This is a genomic window from Mycobacterium sp. 360MFTsu5.1, from assembly GCF_000383495.1.
Classification (GTDB): Bacteria; Actinomycetota; Actinomycetes; order Mycobacteriales; family Mycobacteriaceae; genus Mycobacterium; species Mycobacterium mucogenicum_B.
In genome coordinates, this window is record NZ_KB911475.1 from 33,644 (window position 1) to 48,191 (window position 14,548).

The window sequence follows — 14,548 nt, forward strand, 5'->3', positions numbered from 1 at the left end:
ATCCCGAGAGGAATCACCATGAGCATGCTCGACGCACACATCCCCCAGCTGGTCGCATCCGAGTCGGCCTTTTCCGCGAAGGCCGCGCTGATGCGCAGCACCATCGCCCAGGCGGAGCAGGCCGCGCAGTCGGCCCAGGGCTTCCACCAGGGTGACTCGGCCCTCGCTTTTCAGGCCGCGCACGTCCGCTTCATGGCGGTCGCCGCCAAGGTCAACGCCCTGCTCGACATCGCGCAGGCCAACCTCGGCGACGCGGCAGGCACTTACGTCGCGCAGGACACCGCCGCGGCCGGCACGTACACCTCGGTCTAGCCGCCGCACCCACACCCAGACACCTAGCAGCGAGGAGATCCCATGTCTCAGATCATGTACAACTACCCGGCGATGCTGGCCCACGCCGGTGAGATGACCGGCTACGCCGGTGCCCTGCACGCCGTCGGCCTCGACATCGCCAGCGAGCAGGCCGCCCTGGCCGGCGCCTGGCAGGGTGACACCGGAACCAGCTACCAGGCGTGGCAGGCCCAGTGGAACACCGCGATGGAAGAGCTCGTCCACGCCTACCGGGCGATGGCGAGCACCCACGAGACCAACACGCTGTCGATGAGCGCACGCGACAGCGCCGAAGGCGCCAAGTGGGTTTAGGTCCAAAGGATTCGGCGCGTTCCGTGTCGCACGGCGACACGGAACGCGCCGGAATCCCGGTCTCCGCGGTCGAACTCACCGCGGAGCAAGCCTGGTTCCTCGCCGACCGTCTCGGCGCCGGGAGCTTTCCGTGGGTGCTGGCCATCACGCAGCCCTACAGCGACCCCGCCGCCAAGGACGGTTTCAATGCAGACCAGGTCACCGCGCTGACGCGGATGGGGGTGCTGTCCGCTGACGGCTCCGTCCATCCTGCTGTCGCGCAATGGATTCGGGCCGTATGCCGGCCCCGCCGCTGGCTGGAACTGCGATGGGTGTCCGGATCCGGCGCCATGCTGCGCGGAATTCTCGTGCGCAGCGGCGCCCTGACCGTGGCGGTCCTGCGCAGCGAGCACCTGATGACGTGCACTGAATTGACCGTCGCGTCCCCCGATGCGCTGGTACCGGTGCTCACGGCAGGGTTGTCCGGCCGCGCGCCGGCCCGGTTCGACGAATTCGCGATGCCCGCCCACATCGGGGCCAAGGCCGACGAACGACTGCGCCGCGGCGACTCGCTGGACGACGTGATGGATCACCTCGGCATTCCGCCGACCGCACATGCCGTTGTGCGGGCCGCCTTCGCGCCCGGCCGCAGCTACGTGGAGATCGTCGCCGGTGATCACCGTGACGGGCACCGGATCAGCACCGACGTCGGCGTCAGCATCGTCGACACCGCCGCCGGCCGCGTCGTCGTCGCGCCGGTGAAAGCCGCTGACGGCACTTGGATTTCACACTTCACCCCGGGCACGGACCTCGCCGTCACCGCTGTGGTGCAGCGGCTGACCGCGACACTGCCAGACGGTCCCTGGTTCCCCACGGCGAACCTGACCCGAGACTTCGAGACCTCGACTGGAGAACGGAAAGAACATGTCCCCCAACACGTCTGGTAGTACCGCGATGCCGATTGTGCGGGTCGCGGTGCTCGCCGCCGGCGACGAGCAGGGTGGCCGCGGGCGACTCACCGACGTCGCCCTGCCGGTGGGCCTGCCCTTGCGCGAGATCGTGCCGGCGGTGCGGCGCATCGTCGCACCCGATGCGGGCACGGGCGCCGAGCTGTCACTCGCCCCGCTGGGCGGTGCGGCGTACAGCCTCGACGCCACCCTCGACACGGTCGGTGTGGTCGACGGTGACCTGCTGGCGCTGCAGCCGGTGCCCGCCGGCCCGCCGGCGCCGCGCATCGTCGAGGACATCGCCGATGCCGCGGCCATCTTCTCCGCCGCCCGCGAAAACCCCTGGGGCAACGCGCACATCCGGCGTTTCGCGGCGTGGGCCGTCGTGGCCTTGACGGTGCTCGCCACCGCGCTCGCGACGCTGGTGCGGGTCCGCGCCGGCCAGCCGGCCGGGCTGTTCACCGTTGTGGGCGTGGCGGTACTGACCGTCGCGGCGGCCCTGCTGACCCGGCCCGCCATGCCGCGGCTGGCGACCGCCCTGAGCCTGGCGGCCCTGCTGTCGGTCGGCGCGGCCTTCGCGCTGGCGGTGCCCGGTCCGTCCGGTCCGGCCGGCCTGCTGCTCGGTGCGGCGGCGGTCGCGGCCTGGTCGATCGTCAGCATCACCGTCGGCGGGCAGGCCATCGCGGCCTTCACCGCCACGACCGTCCTCGGTCTCGCAGGCGTGATCGTCGGTGGCGCCGCGTCGATCTGGCAGCTCGACAACACCGTGATCGGCGCTGTGCTCATCGTTTTCGCGCTGCTGGTCATGGTCCAGGCCGCGCAGCTGTCGACGCTGTGGGCCCGCTTCCCGGTACCGAACATCCCGGCGCCGGGTGACCCGACGCCGTCGGCCCTGCCGTTGTCCGTGCTGGCCGATCTGCCGCGCCGGGTTCGTGTATGCGACGCACACCAGACCGGCTTCCTTGCCGGTGCCGTGCTGACCCTGACCGCTGGTTCGGTGGTTCTGGTTGCAGGGGCGCACCCGTCGCCGTGGGCGTGGTACGTCGTCGGTGCCGCCGCGCTGGCGACGGCGCTTCGTGCCCGCATCTGGGACTCGGTGCCGTGCAAGGTATGGCTGCTGAGCCAGCCCTATCTCGTTGCGGCCGTGCTTCTTACGATGTTCGCCATCGGCGGCCACTACACCAACGCGTGGTGGGCCCTGGGCGTGCTCGCGGTGCTCGTGATGGTCGGCGCGGTGGCCGCACTGAACCCTCAGGTGGCCGACCCGCAGACCTATTCGCTGCCGATGCGTCGCCTCGTCGGCTTCGCGGCGACGGCGTTGGACGCTTCGCTGATCCCGGTGCTGGCCTACCTGGTGGGTCTGTTCGCCTGGGTCATCAACCGGTGATGGTGGACATTCGGCGCGGAATCTCCGTCCTGACAGCCGCTTTCGCCGCCACCGCCGCAGTGGTGCCGACGGCGCTGGTGCCGGCCGCCGGCGCCATCGTGCCGCCGCATGTCGACGAGCATGCGGCGCCGCCGTCGGGCAGCGTCGGTCCCGTCGCAGCGATGGGTCAGCGCGGACAGTGCGTCACCGCGGGCGTGCTGCCCGGTACCGATCCGGGCGCACCGGGTCCGGGGCACACCCTGCTCAACGTGCCGGGCGCCTGGGCGTTCAGCCGCGGTGACGGACAGACGGTGGCGGTCATCGACACCGGCGTGCATCCCGGTCCGCGGTTGCCGAATGTGGACGCCGGCGGCGACTTCGTGGAGGACACCGACGGACTCACCGATTGCGATGGCCACGGCACCCTCGTCGCCGGACTGATCGCCGGTCAGCCGGGCGCGGACGGGTTCTCCGGCGTCGCGCCGGGCGCCCGCATCCTCGCCATCCGTCAGACCTCCGAGCGGTACGCGCCCCGCGGCAACGGGGGCGACCCGGCCGCGGCGTACGCGACCATCGCCGTCGAGTCACTGGCCCGGGCCGTGGTGCATGCCGCCGACCGCGGCGCCAAGGTCATCGCCATCACGGCCGTCACCTGCCTGCCCGCCGACCGGCCGGTCGACCAGACCGAACTGGGCGCGGCACTGAAATACGCTGCGCAGGAAAAGGATGCGGTGATCGTCGCCGCCGCCGGCAATGATCGGGCCGGCCTGGCCGGCGGCCCGTCGTGCGAGGCGAACCCCCTGGACAACCCCGGCAACGCGGCCGACCCGCGCAACTGGGCCGGGGTCAAGTCGGTGTCCATCCCGTCCTGGTGGCAGCCGTACGTGCTGTCGGTCGGGTCGCTCGACGCCGCCGGACAACCGTCGGACTTCACCACGCCCGGCCCGTGGGTCGGCATCGCGGCACCAGGTGAGAACGTCGCGTCGACGGGTGCGAACGGCCTGGCCAACGCGCTGCCCAACGAACGCGGCGACCTGTTCCCGTTGCGCAGCAGCAGCTACGCGGCGGCCTACGTCGCCGGCGTCGCGGCCTTGGTGCGCAGTCGATTTCCCGCACTGAACGCGGCGGACGTGACGCACCGGCTGACCGCCACCGCGCACGGTGCCGCGCGCATGCCGTCGAACCTGGTGGGCGCCGGCGTCGTCGACCCGGTTGCGGCACTGACCTGGGACCTGCCGGCGACAACGCCGGCACCGAAATCTGTTGCGGTGGCGATGCCGCCCGAGCCGGCGCCGAAGGACACCACACCCCGGACCATCGCGTTCGCGGGTGCGGGAGTGCTGGCGATCGCCGCGCTGATCGCGCTGGTCGCGTACCGAAGAAAGGACGGCGCCCGATGACGGCCCGAATCACGTTGGCATTGCTGGCGATCATCCCGGCAGCCATGACGTACCCGTGGCACACGACGCCGCAGAAGTGGATCCTGGGCATCGCGGTCGCCGTGGTGCTACTGGTGTTCGCGTGGTGGCGCGGCATGTTTCTGACCACCATGGTCGCCCGCCGATTCGCGGTGTGGCGCCGGAACCGGCGCGGCGCCGCACATCCGGCGGCGGGTCAGGTCACGGTGGTGCTGGAAGCCGACGAATTCCCTTACGACGCACTGCCTCTCGTCGCATCCTACGTGGACCGGTACGGCGTGCGGTGCGACTCGGTACGCGTCACGGAACGCCGGCTCGACGGCGCGCGCAGTGCCTGGGTCAGCGTGACCGTGGCGGCCGCGTCGAATCTTGCTGCGCTGCAGGCGCGGTCGTCGGAGCTGCCGCTCGCGGATACCGCGGAGAAGGTGGCCCGCCGGCTGGCCGACCAGCTGCGCGAAGCCGGCGTCCCGGTCGCGGTCACTGACGCCGCGCCCACACCCAGGTCGGACGGCGCGCGCGAGACGTGGCGCGCGGTCCGTGACGACGACGGCTACCTGACGGCTTACGGGCTGCCCGCCGATCAGCGGCTGCCCGAATGCCTGGCCGAACTGGCCTCGACGACCGAACTGTGGACGGTGCTCGAGTTCGCTCCCGGTGCAACCATTTCCGCGGCCTGCGCGGTGCGTACGGCCAACGCTCCCGCCGCGGCGGCTGTCGCGGGCGTGGCGCGCGAGTCGGGCCGGCAGGGGCCGCTGCTCGCGGCGATGGCCCCGGCGTCGGCCGGCGGCCTCGGCACGCGTCCGGGTGTGCTGACGGCGGAGTTGCTCGCGGGCCTGTCGGGGCTCGGCGCCCACACCGCCGCTGACTCTGCGGTGAGGGTGTAGAAGTTCGAGTAGGGAGCGCCCCACCCGCAGGGTCAACGCAACCTGGCTGTTGATTCTGCGGTGAGGGTGTAGAAGTTCGAGTAGGGAGCGCCCCACCCGCAGGGTCAACGGGCCGGGCGTACCTGGTCGGCCTGACGGTCGCCGAACATGAACGGGCTCATGAACTTGGTCATGCGGCGCAGGTAGTCGGGCTGGCTGACGTGCAGGATGTGGTTGCCGGGGAACCAGTGGAAGGCACAGCGATCCCAGTGTTCCCACAGCAATTCGGCCTGTTGCGGCGGCGCCAGGCGGTCACCCAGACCGGCGATGATCAACCGGCGATCCCGCGGCACCAGCGGCTGGTAGTTCAGCGGTGAGTGGTACTGCCCGGCCGTGGCGACCAGGTCCTCGTCGGTGTGGGCCAGCCGGTTGCTCAGCTTGACGAGCAGGTTGGCCGGGAACCACTCGTCGACCGTGCGGTCCGGCGTCACCACCGGCACATTCGGGATGACGGCCTGGATGCGGTCGTCGACCGAGGCGATCAGCGACGAGGTGTAGCCGCCCAGCGACATGCCGGTCAGGGCGATCCGATCGACCCCGGTGTGCTCCAGATAGTCCAGCACGGAACGGAAGTCGTGCACCGCCTGCGCCATGGCCTCGGCGAAGCCGGGGACGCCGTCCATGAAGAAGCCGTAGCCGCTGTACGGGGAGCCCTTCTCGGCCCGCGGTCCGTGGAACGGCAGGGTGTACAGCAGGACGTCATACCCGGACCGGAAGAACCACGGCAGCGAGAAGAACAGGCCGTTGAACAGATAGGGCGAGCCCATGAACCCGTGGATGACGCACAGCGTGGGGCGCGGACCGTCGTCGTGCCGCCAGTGCTGGGCATGCACCACGTTGTTGCGGGTATAGCCGCGTCGCCGGTCCCGCATGCCGGGATACACGGCGTCGTAATTGCTCTGGAACCAGATGTTCTGCACCTGGCCGTGCGCGACCCACTGCGCGACGGCGCCGGCGGCACGCGTGGACACCCGCGGCGGACCGCTGGGCGCCGGGAAGCACTGCCCGGGGTCCTTGGTGGCGGCGAGTTCGGCGTAGAACCGCAGGGCGTCGGGGTCGTCGCCGGTCCGGTTGCGCACCGCCGACGCTGCCATCCGCGGAATCATGCCGGCGCCGATCACCGAGGCCAGCGCCGTACGAAGACCCAGGTCAGCGACGGCCGAGGAGTCGACGATCAGCTTCTGCTGCCAGGTCAGGTCGGAACGGCGCGGCAGTCCGCGAGCGGTGGCATCCGCGCCCGGTACGTCGGGGACCGGGACGGGCGGGTTGAACGCATCGCCGTGCGGATTGTTCACGTTCGGATGCTAACCCCGGTTCTCGGCGCCCGTCAGCCGATCTTCGAGATCGAACAGCCTGGCGGCGTTGTGGTACAGCACTTTTCGCAGCCAGTCGTCGTCCGGGGCCACCTTGGTGAGCACGTCGAGGGACTCGCCGTACCGGTACGGGATGTTGGGGAAATCGCTGCCGAACAGGATCCGGGCACCGAGCTCACCCAGGCGCGGCAATTCGGCAGGCGGGAACGGCATGGACTCCTCGATGAACGGGGTGAACGCCATGGTGGTGTCCAGATGCACGCCGTCGAATCGTTCGCACAGGTCCAGGAAGTCGGTGTACTCGGGCATGCCCAGGTGCGCGATGATCAGCTTCAGACCCGGGTGACGGTCCAGCACGGTGCGGATCTGGTCGGGGCCGGTGTGCGCCCCGGGCGTCGGGCCGGAACCACAGTGGATGATCACCGGGACACCGGCGTCGCCGATGGTGCCCCACACGTCGTCGAGCAGCGGATCGGCCGGGTGATAGCCGCCGACCTGCACGTGCGCCTTGAAAACCTCGGCGCCGCCGGCGATGGCCTCGGCCACGTAAGCGCCCGCGCCGGGTTCCGGGAAGAACGTCGCCGTGGACAGGCAGTCGGGGGTTTGCGCGGCGAACTGCGCGGCCCACTGGTTCAGCCAGGCGGCCATGTCGGGCTTGTGCGGGTAGACCAGCGAGGTGAACGCCAGCACCCCGAAACCGCGCAGCGTCTCCAGCCGGTGCTGCTCCTCGGTGCGGTACGTGATCGGCCAGGTGCGGCCCGTGAGCGGCCCGGCGCTGTCGAAGTACTTCCACACCTTGTCCATCACGTTCTTGGGCATGAAATGGGTGTGCACGTCGATCAGGCCGGGAAGGCCCAGCGACTGCCAGACGTCGCGTACTGAATCGTCCATCACCCAACAGAATGGCAGGCACGCGTAAGCACCCGGCGGCAGGATGGGGATGTGTGGAATCCAGACACCTACCTCGCCTTCGCTGACCACCGCGGCCGGCCCTTCTACGACCTGCTCGCGCGCGTCGGTGCCCAGGCACCCCGGCGCGTGGCGGACGTCGGCTGTGGCCCCGGGAACCTGACCGCCACGCTGTCGGAGCGCTGGCCCGGCGCGGTGATCGAAGCGGTGGACAACTCACCGGAGATGGTCGAAGCGGCGCGGGCCCGCGGCGTTGACGCCCGGGTGGTGGCCGCCGCCGACTGGTCACCCGCGCCGGACACCGATGTGATGGTGAGCAACGCTGTGCTGCAATGGGTTCCGGAGCACCGCGAACTGTTGCGGCGGTGGGTCACCGAACTGCCGAAGGGCGCTTGGCTGGCCTTTCAGGTGCCCGGCAACTTCGACTCGCCGTCGCATCAGGCGGTGCGGGAGGTGGCACGGTATCCGGAGTTCACCGAGGCGCTGGCCGATATCCGGTTCCGCGAGACGAACGTGGTCGACGACCCGGCGGGCTACGCTGCGCTGCTGACCGCCGCGGGCTGCACCGTCGACGCCTGGGAGACGACGTATCTGCACCAATTATCCGGTGCCACACCGGTACTGGACTGGATCACCGGCACCGCGCTGACCGACGTCCGCTCCCGGCTCACCGACGACGCCTGGGAGCGGTACCGGCAGGCGATCATCCCGCTGCTGGCGCAGGCATACCCGCCCCAGCCCGACGGCACGACGTTCTTCCCGTTCCGCCGGATCTTCGTGGTCGCCCAGACGTGAATCAGTGAATCTGCTGGTACTGGTGCTGAATCGGGGTGCCGGGCAGGGGAGCGTTGTTCTGGTGCGCGAACATCTGGTGCACCGAGCTCGAGGTGGTGGACGGCGCCGCGTGGGCGGACGTGGCCAGGCCGATCGCGATCAGTCCGGGCGCGACGGTCAGACCGACGACGATGATGAAGTAGCTGACCCAGCGGGTGACGATGCTCATCTGAATTCTCCTGCTGCTGTGGACTTTTGATGTCGTATCCGGGGGAACCGGTGTTGACTCAAGAGTCCCGCACCAGGGCCCGGCCGTCTGTCCGCCAGCCGGGCCCTCAGCAGGATGAATTCACTGTCCCCCGATTGGGGGACACGGACACGGGGATTTGTGCACGTTTTTCCGCGCCGACCGCGGAAAAACGTGCACAAATCCCTGGTCAGCGCAGGTTGTTGAGCGCCCCCAGCACCTGGGCGACGAGCTTGTCGATGTCGGCGCCGGTCGTGTCGACCACGAGATCCGGGTTCTCCGGCGGCTCGTACGGGGCGTCCACGCCGGTCAGGCCGCGCAGCTCACCGGCCTTGGCCCGGGCGTACAGGCCCTTGGGGTCGCGGCGCTCGCACTCGGTGCGCGGGGTGGACACGTAGACCTCGATGAACGGCAGCTTGGCGACGCTGCTCAGCTCGCGCGCGGTGTCGCGGTCCGACTTGAGCGGCGACACCAGCGAGGCCAGTGCCACCACACCCGAGTCCGCCAGGAGCCGGGCCAGATGCCCCACCCGGCGGATGTTCTCGGCGCGGTCGCCCGCGGAGAACCCGAGGTCGTCGGACAGTCCGTGCCGGATGTTGTCGCCGTCGAGCAGGTAGGCCACCTGCCCGGACTCCACCAGCGCCCGCTCGACCGCGACGGCCAGCGTCGACTTGCCCGACGCCGGCAGCCCGGTGAACCAGATGGTCGCGCCCCGCTGCCCGGTCCGGGCCCACCGGTAGGACCGGTCCAATGACGAATGGTGCCAACGGATGTCGCTGCGTGAGTGGGTGCCGAGCTTCACCTCGCGCGGCTCGGTGATGGTGCCGGCGCCGACGGTGTCGTTGGACGTCTCGTCGATCAGGATGAAGGCGCCGCTCTCCCGGTTGTCGCGGTACGGGTCGGCGATGACGGTCGAGCTGGTGCGCAGCGTGACGGCGCCGATGTCGTTGAGTACCAACTCGACCGGCTGATCGATGTCGTCCAGCGTCTCGGGATCGAGCCGCGTGTGCAGCGCCTGCACCGTGGCGCGGACGGTGCGGGTGCCCTGCTTGAGTGCCAGACGGTCACCGGCCCGCAGCGGGGTCTCGGCGAACCAGCACACCGTGGCGTCGAGCTCGCGGGCCAGCACCGGAATCGACGCGTTCTCGGCGCTGCTGACCAGCACGTCACCGCGGCCGACGTCGATGTCGTCGGCCAGCTCGATCGAAACCGACAGTGGGGCAACGGCTGTGGTGCGGTCGTCATCGAGGGTGTCCACGGCGGTGACGGTCGAGCTGGTGCCCGCAGGCAGGCTCAGCACGGTGTCGCCGACCTGCAGGGTGCCCGCGGTCAGCCGGCCGGTGTAGCGGCGGCGCTGTTCCGCGGTGGGCCGGGACACCCACTGGATGGGCAGCCGCAGCTTGGCCGGTTCGGGTTGTGGCGCACTGAGTTCGATGCCCTCGAGGTACTCCAGCAGTGTCGGCCCCTCGTACCACGGGGTGTTCTCCGAACGGTGCACGACGTTGTCGCCGAGCTTGGCCGCGAGCGGGATCACGGTGAGGTCAACCGCACCCAGCCGGGCGGCGACCTTACCGAGCTCGTCGTGTACCGCATCGAAGCGCGCCTGGTCGAAGTCGACCAGATCGATCTTGTTGACCGCAGCCACGAAGTGCTTGATACCCAACAGCTTTGCGATCCGCGCATGGCGCAGGGTCTGGCGCAGCACACCGGCGCGGGCGTCGACCAGCAGGATGGCCACGTGCGCGTTGGAGGCGCCGGTGAACATGTTGCGGGTGTAGCGCTCATGACCCGGGGTGTCGGCCAGGATGTAGCTGCGGGATTCGGTGGAGAAGAAGCGGTAGGCCACATCGATGGTGATGCCCTGTTCGCGTTCGGCACGCAGGCCGTCGGACAGGGCCGCCAGGTCGGCCACCCCGTCGTCGTCGGTGACGGCGTCGAGGTGGTCCAGCGGCAGGCTGTCGGTATCGTGCAGCAGCCGGCCGATCAGGGTGCTCTTGCCGTCGTCGACTGAGCCCGCGGTGGCAATGCGCAGAAGTTGCCTGGTGCTCATCAGAAGTACCCCTCTCGCTTGCGGTCTTCCATCGCCGCGACCGACGTCCGGTCGTCGGCCCGGGTCTCGCCGCGTTCCGACACGGTGGCAGCGGAGATCTCGGTGATCACGCTCGCGATGTCGACGGCCTTCGACCGCACCGCACCGGTGATGGTGAGGTCGCCGACGGTGCGGTAGCGCACCCACTCGACCGCAGCCGATTCGCCAGGGCCAGGCTGGGTGTACTCGGACACGGCGAGCAGGATGCCGTCGCGCTCGAACACCTCGCGTTCGTGTGCGAAGTAAATCGGCGGCAGCTCAAGGTTTTCCAGCTCGATGTAGCGCCAGATGTCCAGCTCGGTCCAGTTGGACAGCGGGAACACCCGGACCTGCTCGCCCTTGCGGATGCGGCCGTTGTACAGCGACCAGGGCTCGGGCCGCTGGGCGCGGGGGTCCCACTGACCGAACTCGTCGCGGAAGCTCAGGATGCGTTCCTTGGCGCGGGCGCGCTCTTCGTCGCGGCGGGCGCCGCCGAACGCGGCGTCGAAGCCGCCGGCTTCCAGAGCATCGAGCAGGGTGCGGGTCTGCTGCCGGTTGCGGGACGCTCCCGGGCCCGGATCGGCGACCCGGCCGGTGTCGATGCTCTCCTGCACCGACCCGACGAGCAGCTTGTGCCCGACGCCCGTCGTGCGGCGATCCCGGAAGTCGATGACCTCCGGGAAGTTGTGGCCGGTGTCGACGTGCAGCACCGGGAACGGCAGCGGGCCAGGCCGGAAAGCCTTCTCCGCCAACCGAAGCAGCACGATGGAGTCCTTGCCCGCCGAGAACAGCAGCACCGGGCGCTCGAGCTCGGCCACCACCTCGCGAATGATGTGCACGGCTTCGGCCTCGAGCAGCCGGAGCTCGTCGACCTGAGTGTCTGTGGTGCTCATACCGGCAGCCCCTCCTTTTCGGCTTCGGCGCGATAGCGCTCCACCCATTCGTCAGAACGCTGATCGGCCTGACGTTCCAGCACCGGTTTCGGTGCGAGCCTGCGGTCCTGGCCGAGCGCCTCCAGCACATCGCCGACGACCTCGGTCAGGTTGCGCCACAACACCGGATACGGCACTTCGATCCGGTTGACGTTCTCCTCGGCGAACCAGTTCTGCCAGCCCTCTTCCTGCGCCCGCAGCATCTTCACGACGTGGGCGATGGCACCGGCGTGGTACTCCGCGCGGGCGTCGCGCACCGGGTCCGGGCGGCCCCGCCACACGCGGGTCTGCACGGCACGCCAGAACGAGACCGCCTGGGACACCACGTCGGGCCGGTGGATGTGGATGAGCACCGGATCGGAGCCGATGACGTCGCGGATGGCCGCCAGCAGTCCGTCGCCGGAGCGGTCCGGCAGGTCCTTGGCTCGTCGTTGCAGCTGCGCGGTCTGGTTCCACATGAGCTTGCCGCCCCAGATTCCGTTGGGCGTGCGGCCTGCGGTCTGGATGTAGTCGCGCCAGATGGTGGCCGGCGCCAGTTCGGGCCTGCCGTCGATCAGCGGGTCGAGGAGCCGCAGGATCGACTCGTCCTCGGTGTCGGCGAACCACTCGCGCGGCTGCGGGGACATGCTGCTGTGTGGCAGGTACTGGAAGAACTCCTGCGGTTCGCCGGCCACACCGGTGGCGCGCAGCGACTCGACCAGAAGCGTGCTGCCGCTGCGCTGTGATGCGAGGACCAGATAGGCCGTCGGTGCTGTCATGGCGCAAGAGCCTAGCCTGCGGCGAAATCCCTTGCAGAAGGGGATTTTTCGCACAATGAGTATTAGTCTTGCAACGTCGAATCCGGGTTGATTCCGCGGTCGGAGGCCGCCGCCGAGCGGCTCGTCGCGGGGCGTCCGTGGATGCTCAGATAGGTCCCGGTGTAGCGGTCCGAGATCTGTGTCCCGGTGAAATCAGAGGGTATGACATCGCCCGTCTGCTGTCGCCAGGTGTTGAGCTTGAGGGCCAATTGCGCTGCCACCGCATGATATTCGGGCTGTACGTCGAGCAGCAGATTGTGCCGCTCGGTGGGGTCGGCGTGCAGGTCGTACAGCTCGCGGGCCGGGCGCGGTTCGCCGATGGCCGGCTGCACCGCGCGGCCCGGCGGGCTGTCGGCGATGTCCCACGGCAGGTCCAAGAGCGGGCGCGATGCATAGTTCTCGATGTAACTGAAGTCTTTTGTTCGCACTGCGCGAATAGGGTCGAACGAGTCGTGGTAGGTCTTGGCGGTGTAGACCTCTTCGCGCACCACGGGCTGGGCCTCGGCCGCGGTCAGCGCCTCTGCATGCGAAAGCCCCTCGACCGCAGCCGGAACGGGCACGCCCAGAAGGTCCAGCAGCGTCGGCAGCAGGTCGACCCCACTGAACAGTTCGTCGTACACGTGCGGCGCGATGCCGGCATCGCGCGGCGGCCGCGCGATCATGGCGATGCCGGTCCCGGCGTCGTACAGCGTCGACTTGGCCCGCGGCAGCGCCGGCCCATGGTCGGTGAGGAACACGACCCACGTGTTGCGGTCCAGGCCGGCCGCCTCCAGGGCATCCAGCAGCTGCCCCACCGCGGCATCGGCGACGGCGATGGACCCGTAGAACTCGGCCAGGTCGTCCCGCACACTGTCGGTGTCGGGCAGGTAATCGGGCACGCTGACGGTGTCGCTGGCCGCGGGCTCGTAGCGCTCCCGCGGGTAGGGCCGGTGGGTCTCGAAGAACCCTGCGGTGAGCAGGAACGGCTTCTGCGGTGGTTCCTCGAGCCATCGCACCGCCCGCTCGACGACGTACTCACAGAAGGAGTTCGACACGTCGAATTCGTCGAACCCCAGGCGGGACGGGAACGATGTCTCGTGCTGCATGCCGAACAGCGCTGTGTGCCAACCGGATTCGGAGAGCAGTTGGGGTAGCGTCTGGACGCCCGCGTAGTACTCCCATCCGTGGTGCGCCAGCCCCACCAGCCCGTTGCTCTGGGGGTAGCGCCCCGTGAAGATCGAACCGCGCGACGGCGAACACAGCGGGGCGGTGGCGTGGGCCCGCGTGAAGAGGATGCCTTCGGCCGCCAGCTGGTCCAGCCGGGGACTGCTGACGTCGCGGTGGCCATACGCCCCGAGATAGCGCCCGAGGTCGTGCCAGTGCACGAACAGCACGTTCTGGCCCGGCGTGTGGGGCATGGGTCGGCTACCTCCTGGCGATCATGGTCACGAAATCAGCCATGAAACCGCGAATTGCTTTACTGTTCAACGGTTTCATGCGGCGTGATTCGTGCCCGCCTCACCGCCACGCGAACACCGGCTGCTCCAGCTCGTCGACCGGGTCCGGCCGGCCTTCCAGTCCAAGCCAGCGCAACTGCAGCAGGACCGCGCCCGTGGGCGCGTGGATGAGGTCGTTGCCCAGCGGAATCTGGACCACCGGACGGTCACTCTCGGGAATGGAGATGAACCGCGGTGAGTCGGGTCGCTGCAACTGGTGCAGGCCGACGCGGTACACCGCCAGCACCTCGTCGGGCGACGGCTGTGGGTCCAGCCGGCCGCCGCCCCACACCACCACCGGTGTGATGACGTACCCGGACCGCGTCGCGTAGTCGTCGAGCAGGCCCAGTACGGATTCCTCGGGCAGCTTGATGCCGACTTCCTCGTGCAGCTCCCGCAGCGCCGCGTCCACGACAGTCTCGCCGGGATCGAGGCGCCCGCCGGGCAGTGCCCACTGCGCGGCATGCGAGTTGAGCCGGGACGTGCGGCGGCACAGCAGGAACGCGGCGCCACCGGCGACGTCGACCATGCGTCCGTCCAGGTTCTGGTCGGGCAACGGCCGTCCGCCGATCCATTCGTCGACCGGGGCCGGGTCGATGCGGTCCTCACCGCGCTCGGAGTCCACCAGCACGATGGCCACTGCGGCATGGCGCCTGCTCGGGTCGTCGACCACGCGGCGTTGGTGGCCGGCCAGGTGCGTCCCGATCTGCTCGCGCAGTGCTTCGTCGTACCGGATCGTCATCGGCCCGACGCTACGC

At 69.6% G+C, this 14,548-nt stretch carries 15 protein-coding genes; 7 read left to right on the plus strand and 8 right to left on the minus strand.

Going from position 1 to position 14,548, the window contains the following annotated elements; translation table 11 throughout:
* Window positions 1-18 precede the first annotated feature (18 nt).
* From H289_RS0126575 to eccE, 6 genes are read left to right on the plus strand one after another with little or no spacing between them, the layout of a single operon-like run.
* A complete protein-coding gene (locus H289_RS0126575) occupies window positions 19-312 on the plus strand; it encodes a WXG100 family type VII secretion target (protein WP_020103896.1) in 294 nt (97 codons plus the stop codon).
* A 42-nt stretch (window positions 313-354) separates the two neighbouring features.
* On the plus strand, window positions 355-642 hold the full coding sequence (locus tag H289_RS0126580) for a WXG100 family type VII secretion target (protein WP_020103897.1): 288 nt from the start codon (window positions 355-357) through the stop codon (window positions 640-642).
* Between the two features lie 23 nt (window positions 643-665).
* Entirely contained in the window at window positions 666-1,568 is a 903-nt protein-coding gene (locus H289_RS0126585) for an ESX secretion-associated protein EspG (RefSeq protein WP_020103898.1), read from the plus strand.
* The gene (eccD, locus tag H289_RS0126590) at window positions 1,546-2,955 is read left to right on the plus strand and encodes a type VII secretion integral membrane protein EccD (RefSeq protein ID WP_029105792.1); all 1,410 of its coding nucleotides are present in this window, start codon (window positions 1,546-1,548) and stop codon (window positions 2,953-2,955) included. The genes H289_RS0126585 and eccD overlap by 23 nt, the downstream gene beginning before the upstream one ends.
* Entirely contained in the window at window positions 2,955-4,334 is a 1,380-nt protein-coding gene (mycP, locus tag H289_RS0126595; RefSeq protein ID WP_020103900.1) for a type VII secretion-associated serine protease mycosin, read from the plus strand. Before eccD ends, mycP begins: the two co-directional genes overlap by 1 nt.
* Window positions 4,331-5,236, plus strand: a complete 906-nt coding sequence (eccE, locus tag H289_RS0126600) for a type VII secretion protein EccE (protein WP_020103901.1) — start codon at window positions 4,331-4,333, stop codon at window positions 5,234-5,236. Before mycP ends, eccE begins: the two co-directional genes overlap by 4 nt.
* A 104-nt stretch (window positions 5,237-5,340) precedes the next feature.
* Here eccE and H289_RS0126605 read toward each other — a convergent pair whose 3' ends face one another.
* The gene (locus H289_RS0126605; protein ID WP_020103902.1) at window positions 5,341-6,570 is read right to left on the minus strand and encodes an alpha/beta hydrolase family protein; all 1,230 of its coding nucleotides are present in this window, start codon (window positions 6,568-6,570) and stop codon (window positions 5,341-5,343) included.
* Between the two features lie 9 nt (window positions 6,571-6,579).
* Complete coding sequence (locus H289_RS0126610; RefSeq protein ID WP_020103903.1) at window positions 6,580-7,479, minus strand: amidohydrolase family protein; 900 nt, start codon at window positions 7,477-7,479, stop codon at window positions 6,580-6,582.
* Between the two features lie 51 nt (window positions 7,480-7,530).
* On the opposite strand from H289_RS0126610, the gene H289_RS0126615 reads away from it, so the two are divergent.
* Window positions 7,531-8,292 (plus strand): trans-aconitate 2-methyltransferase, encoded by a 762-nt coding sequence (locus tag H289_RS0126615; RefSeq protein WP_020103904.1) that lies wholly within the window; start codon window positions 7,531-7,533, stop codon window positions 8,290-8,292.
* 1 nt (window position 8,293) lies between these two features.
* Here the strand turns inward: H289_RS0126615 and H289_RS0126620 are convergent, their stop codons facing one another.
* From H289_RS0126620 to H289_RS0126645, 6 genes are all read right to left on the minus strand, one after another.
* Window positions 8,294-8,500 (minus strand): hypothetical protein, encoded by a 207-nt coding sequence (locus tag H289_RS0126620; RefSeq protein ID WP_020103905.1) that lies wholly within the window; start codon window positions 8,498-8,500, stop codon window positions 8,294-8,296.
* A gap of 208 nt (window positions 8,501-8,708) precedes the next feature.
* A complete protein-coding gene (cysC, locus tag H289_RS0126625) occupies window positions 8,709-10,568 on the minus strand; it encodes an adenylyl-sulfate kinase (RefSeq protein ID WP_020103906.1) in 1,860 nt (619 codons plus the stop codon).
* Window positions 10,568-11,479, minus strand: a complete 912-nt coding sequence (gene cysD, locus H289_RS0126630; RefSeq protein ID WP_020103907.1) for a sulfate adenylyltransferase subunit CysD — start codon at window positions 11,477-11,479, stop codon at window positions 10,568-10,570. Before cysD ends, cysC begins: the two co-directional genes overlap by 1 nt.
* Window positions 11,476-12,276 carry a trehalose 2-sulfotransferase gene (gene stf0, locus H289_RS0126635; RefSeq protein ID WP_020103908.1) on the minus strand — a complete coding sequence of 267 codons (801 nt, stop codon included), beginning with the start codon at window positions 12,274-12,276 and terminating at the stop codon, window positions 11,476-11,478. Before stf0 ends, cysD begins: the two co-directional genes overlap by 4 nt.
* A 62-nt stretch (window positions 12,277-12,338) precedes the next feature.
* Window positions 12,339-13,712, minus strand: coding sequence for a sulfatase family protein (locus H289_RS0126640; protein ID WP_020103909.1), 1,374 nt, complete (start codon window positions 13,710-13,712; stop codon window positions 12,339-12,341).
* A 100-nt stretch (window positions 13,713-13,812) separates the two neighbouring features.
* Entirely contained in the window at window positions 13,813-14,532 is a 720-nt protein-coding gene (locus H289_RS0126645; protein WP_020103910.1) for an NUDIX hydrolase, read from the minus strand.
* Window positions 14,533-14,548: the final 16 nt, after the last annotated feature.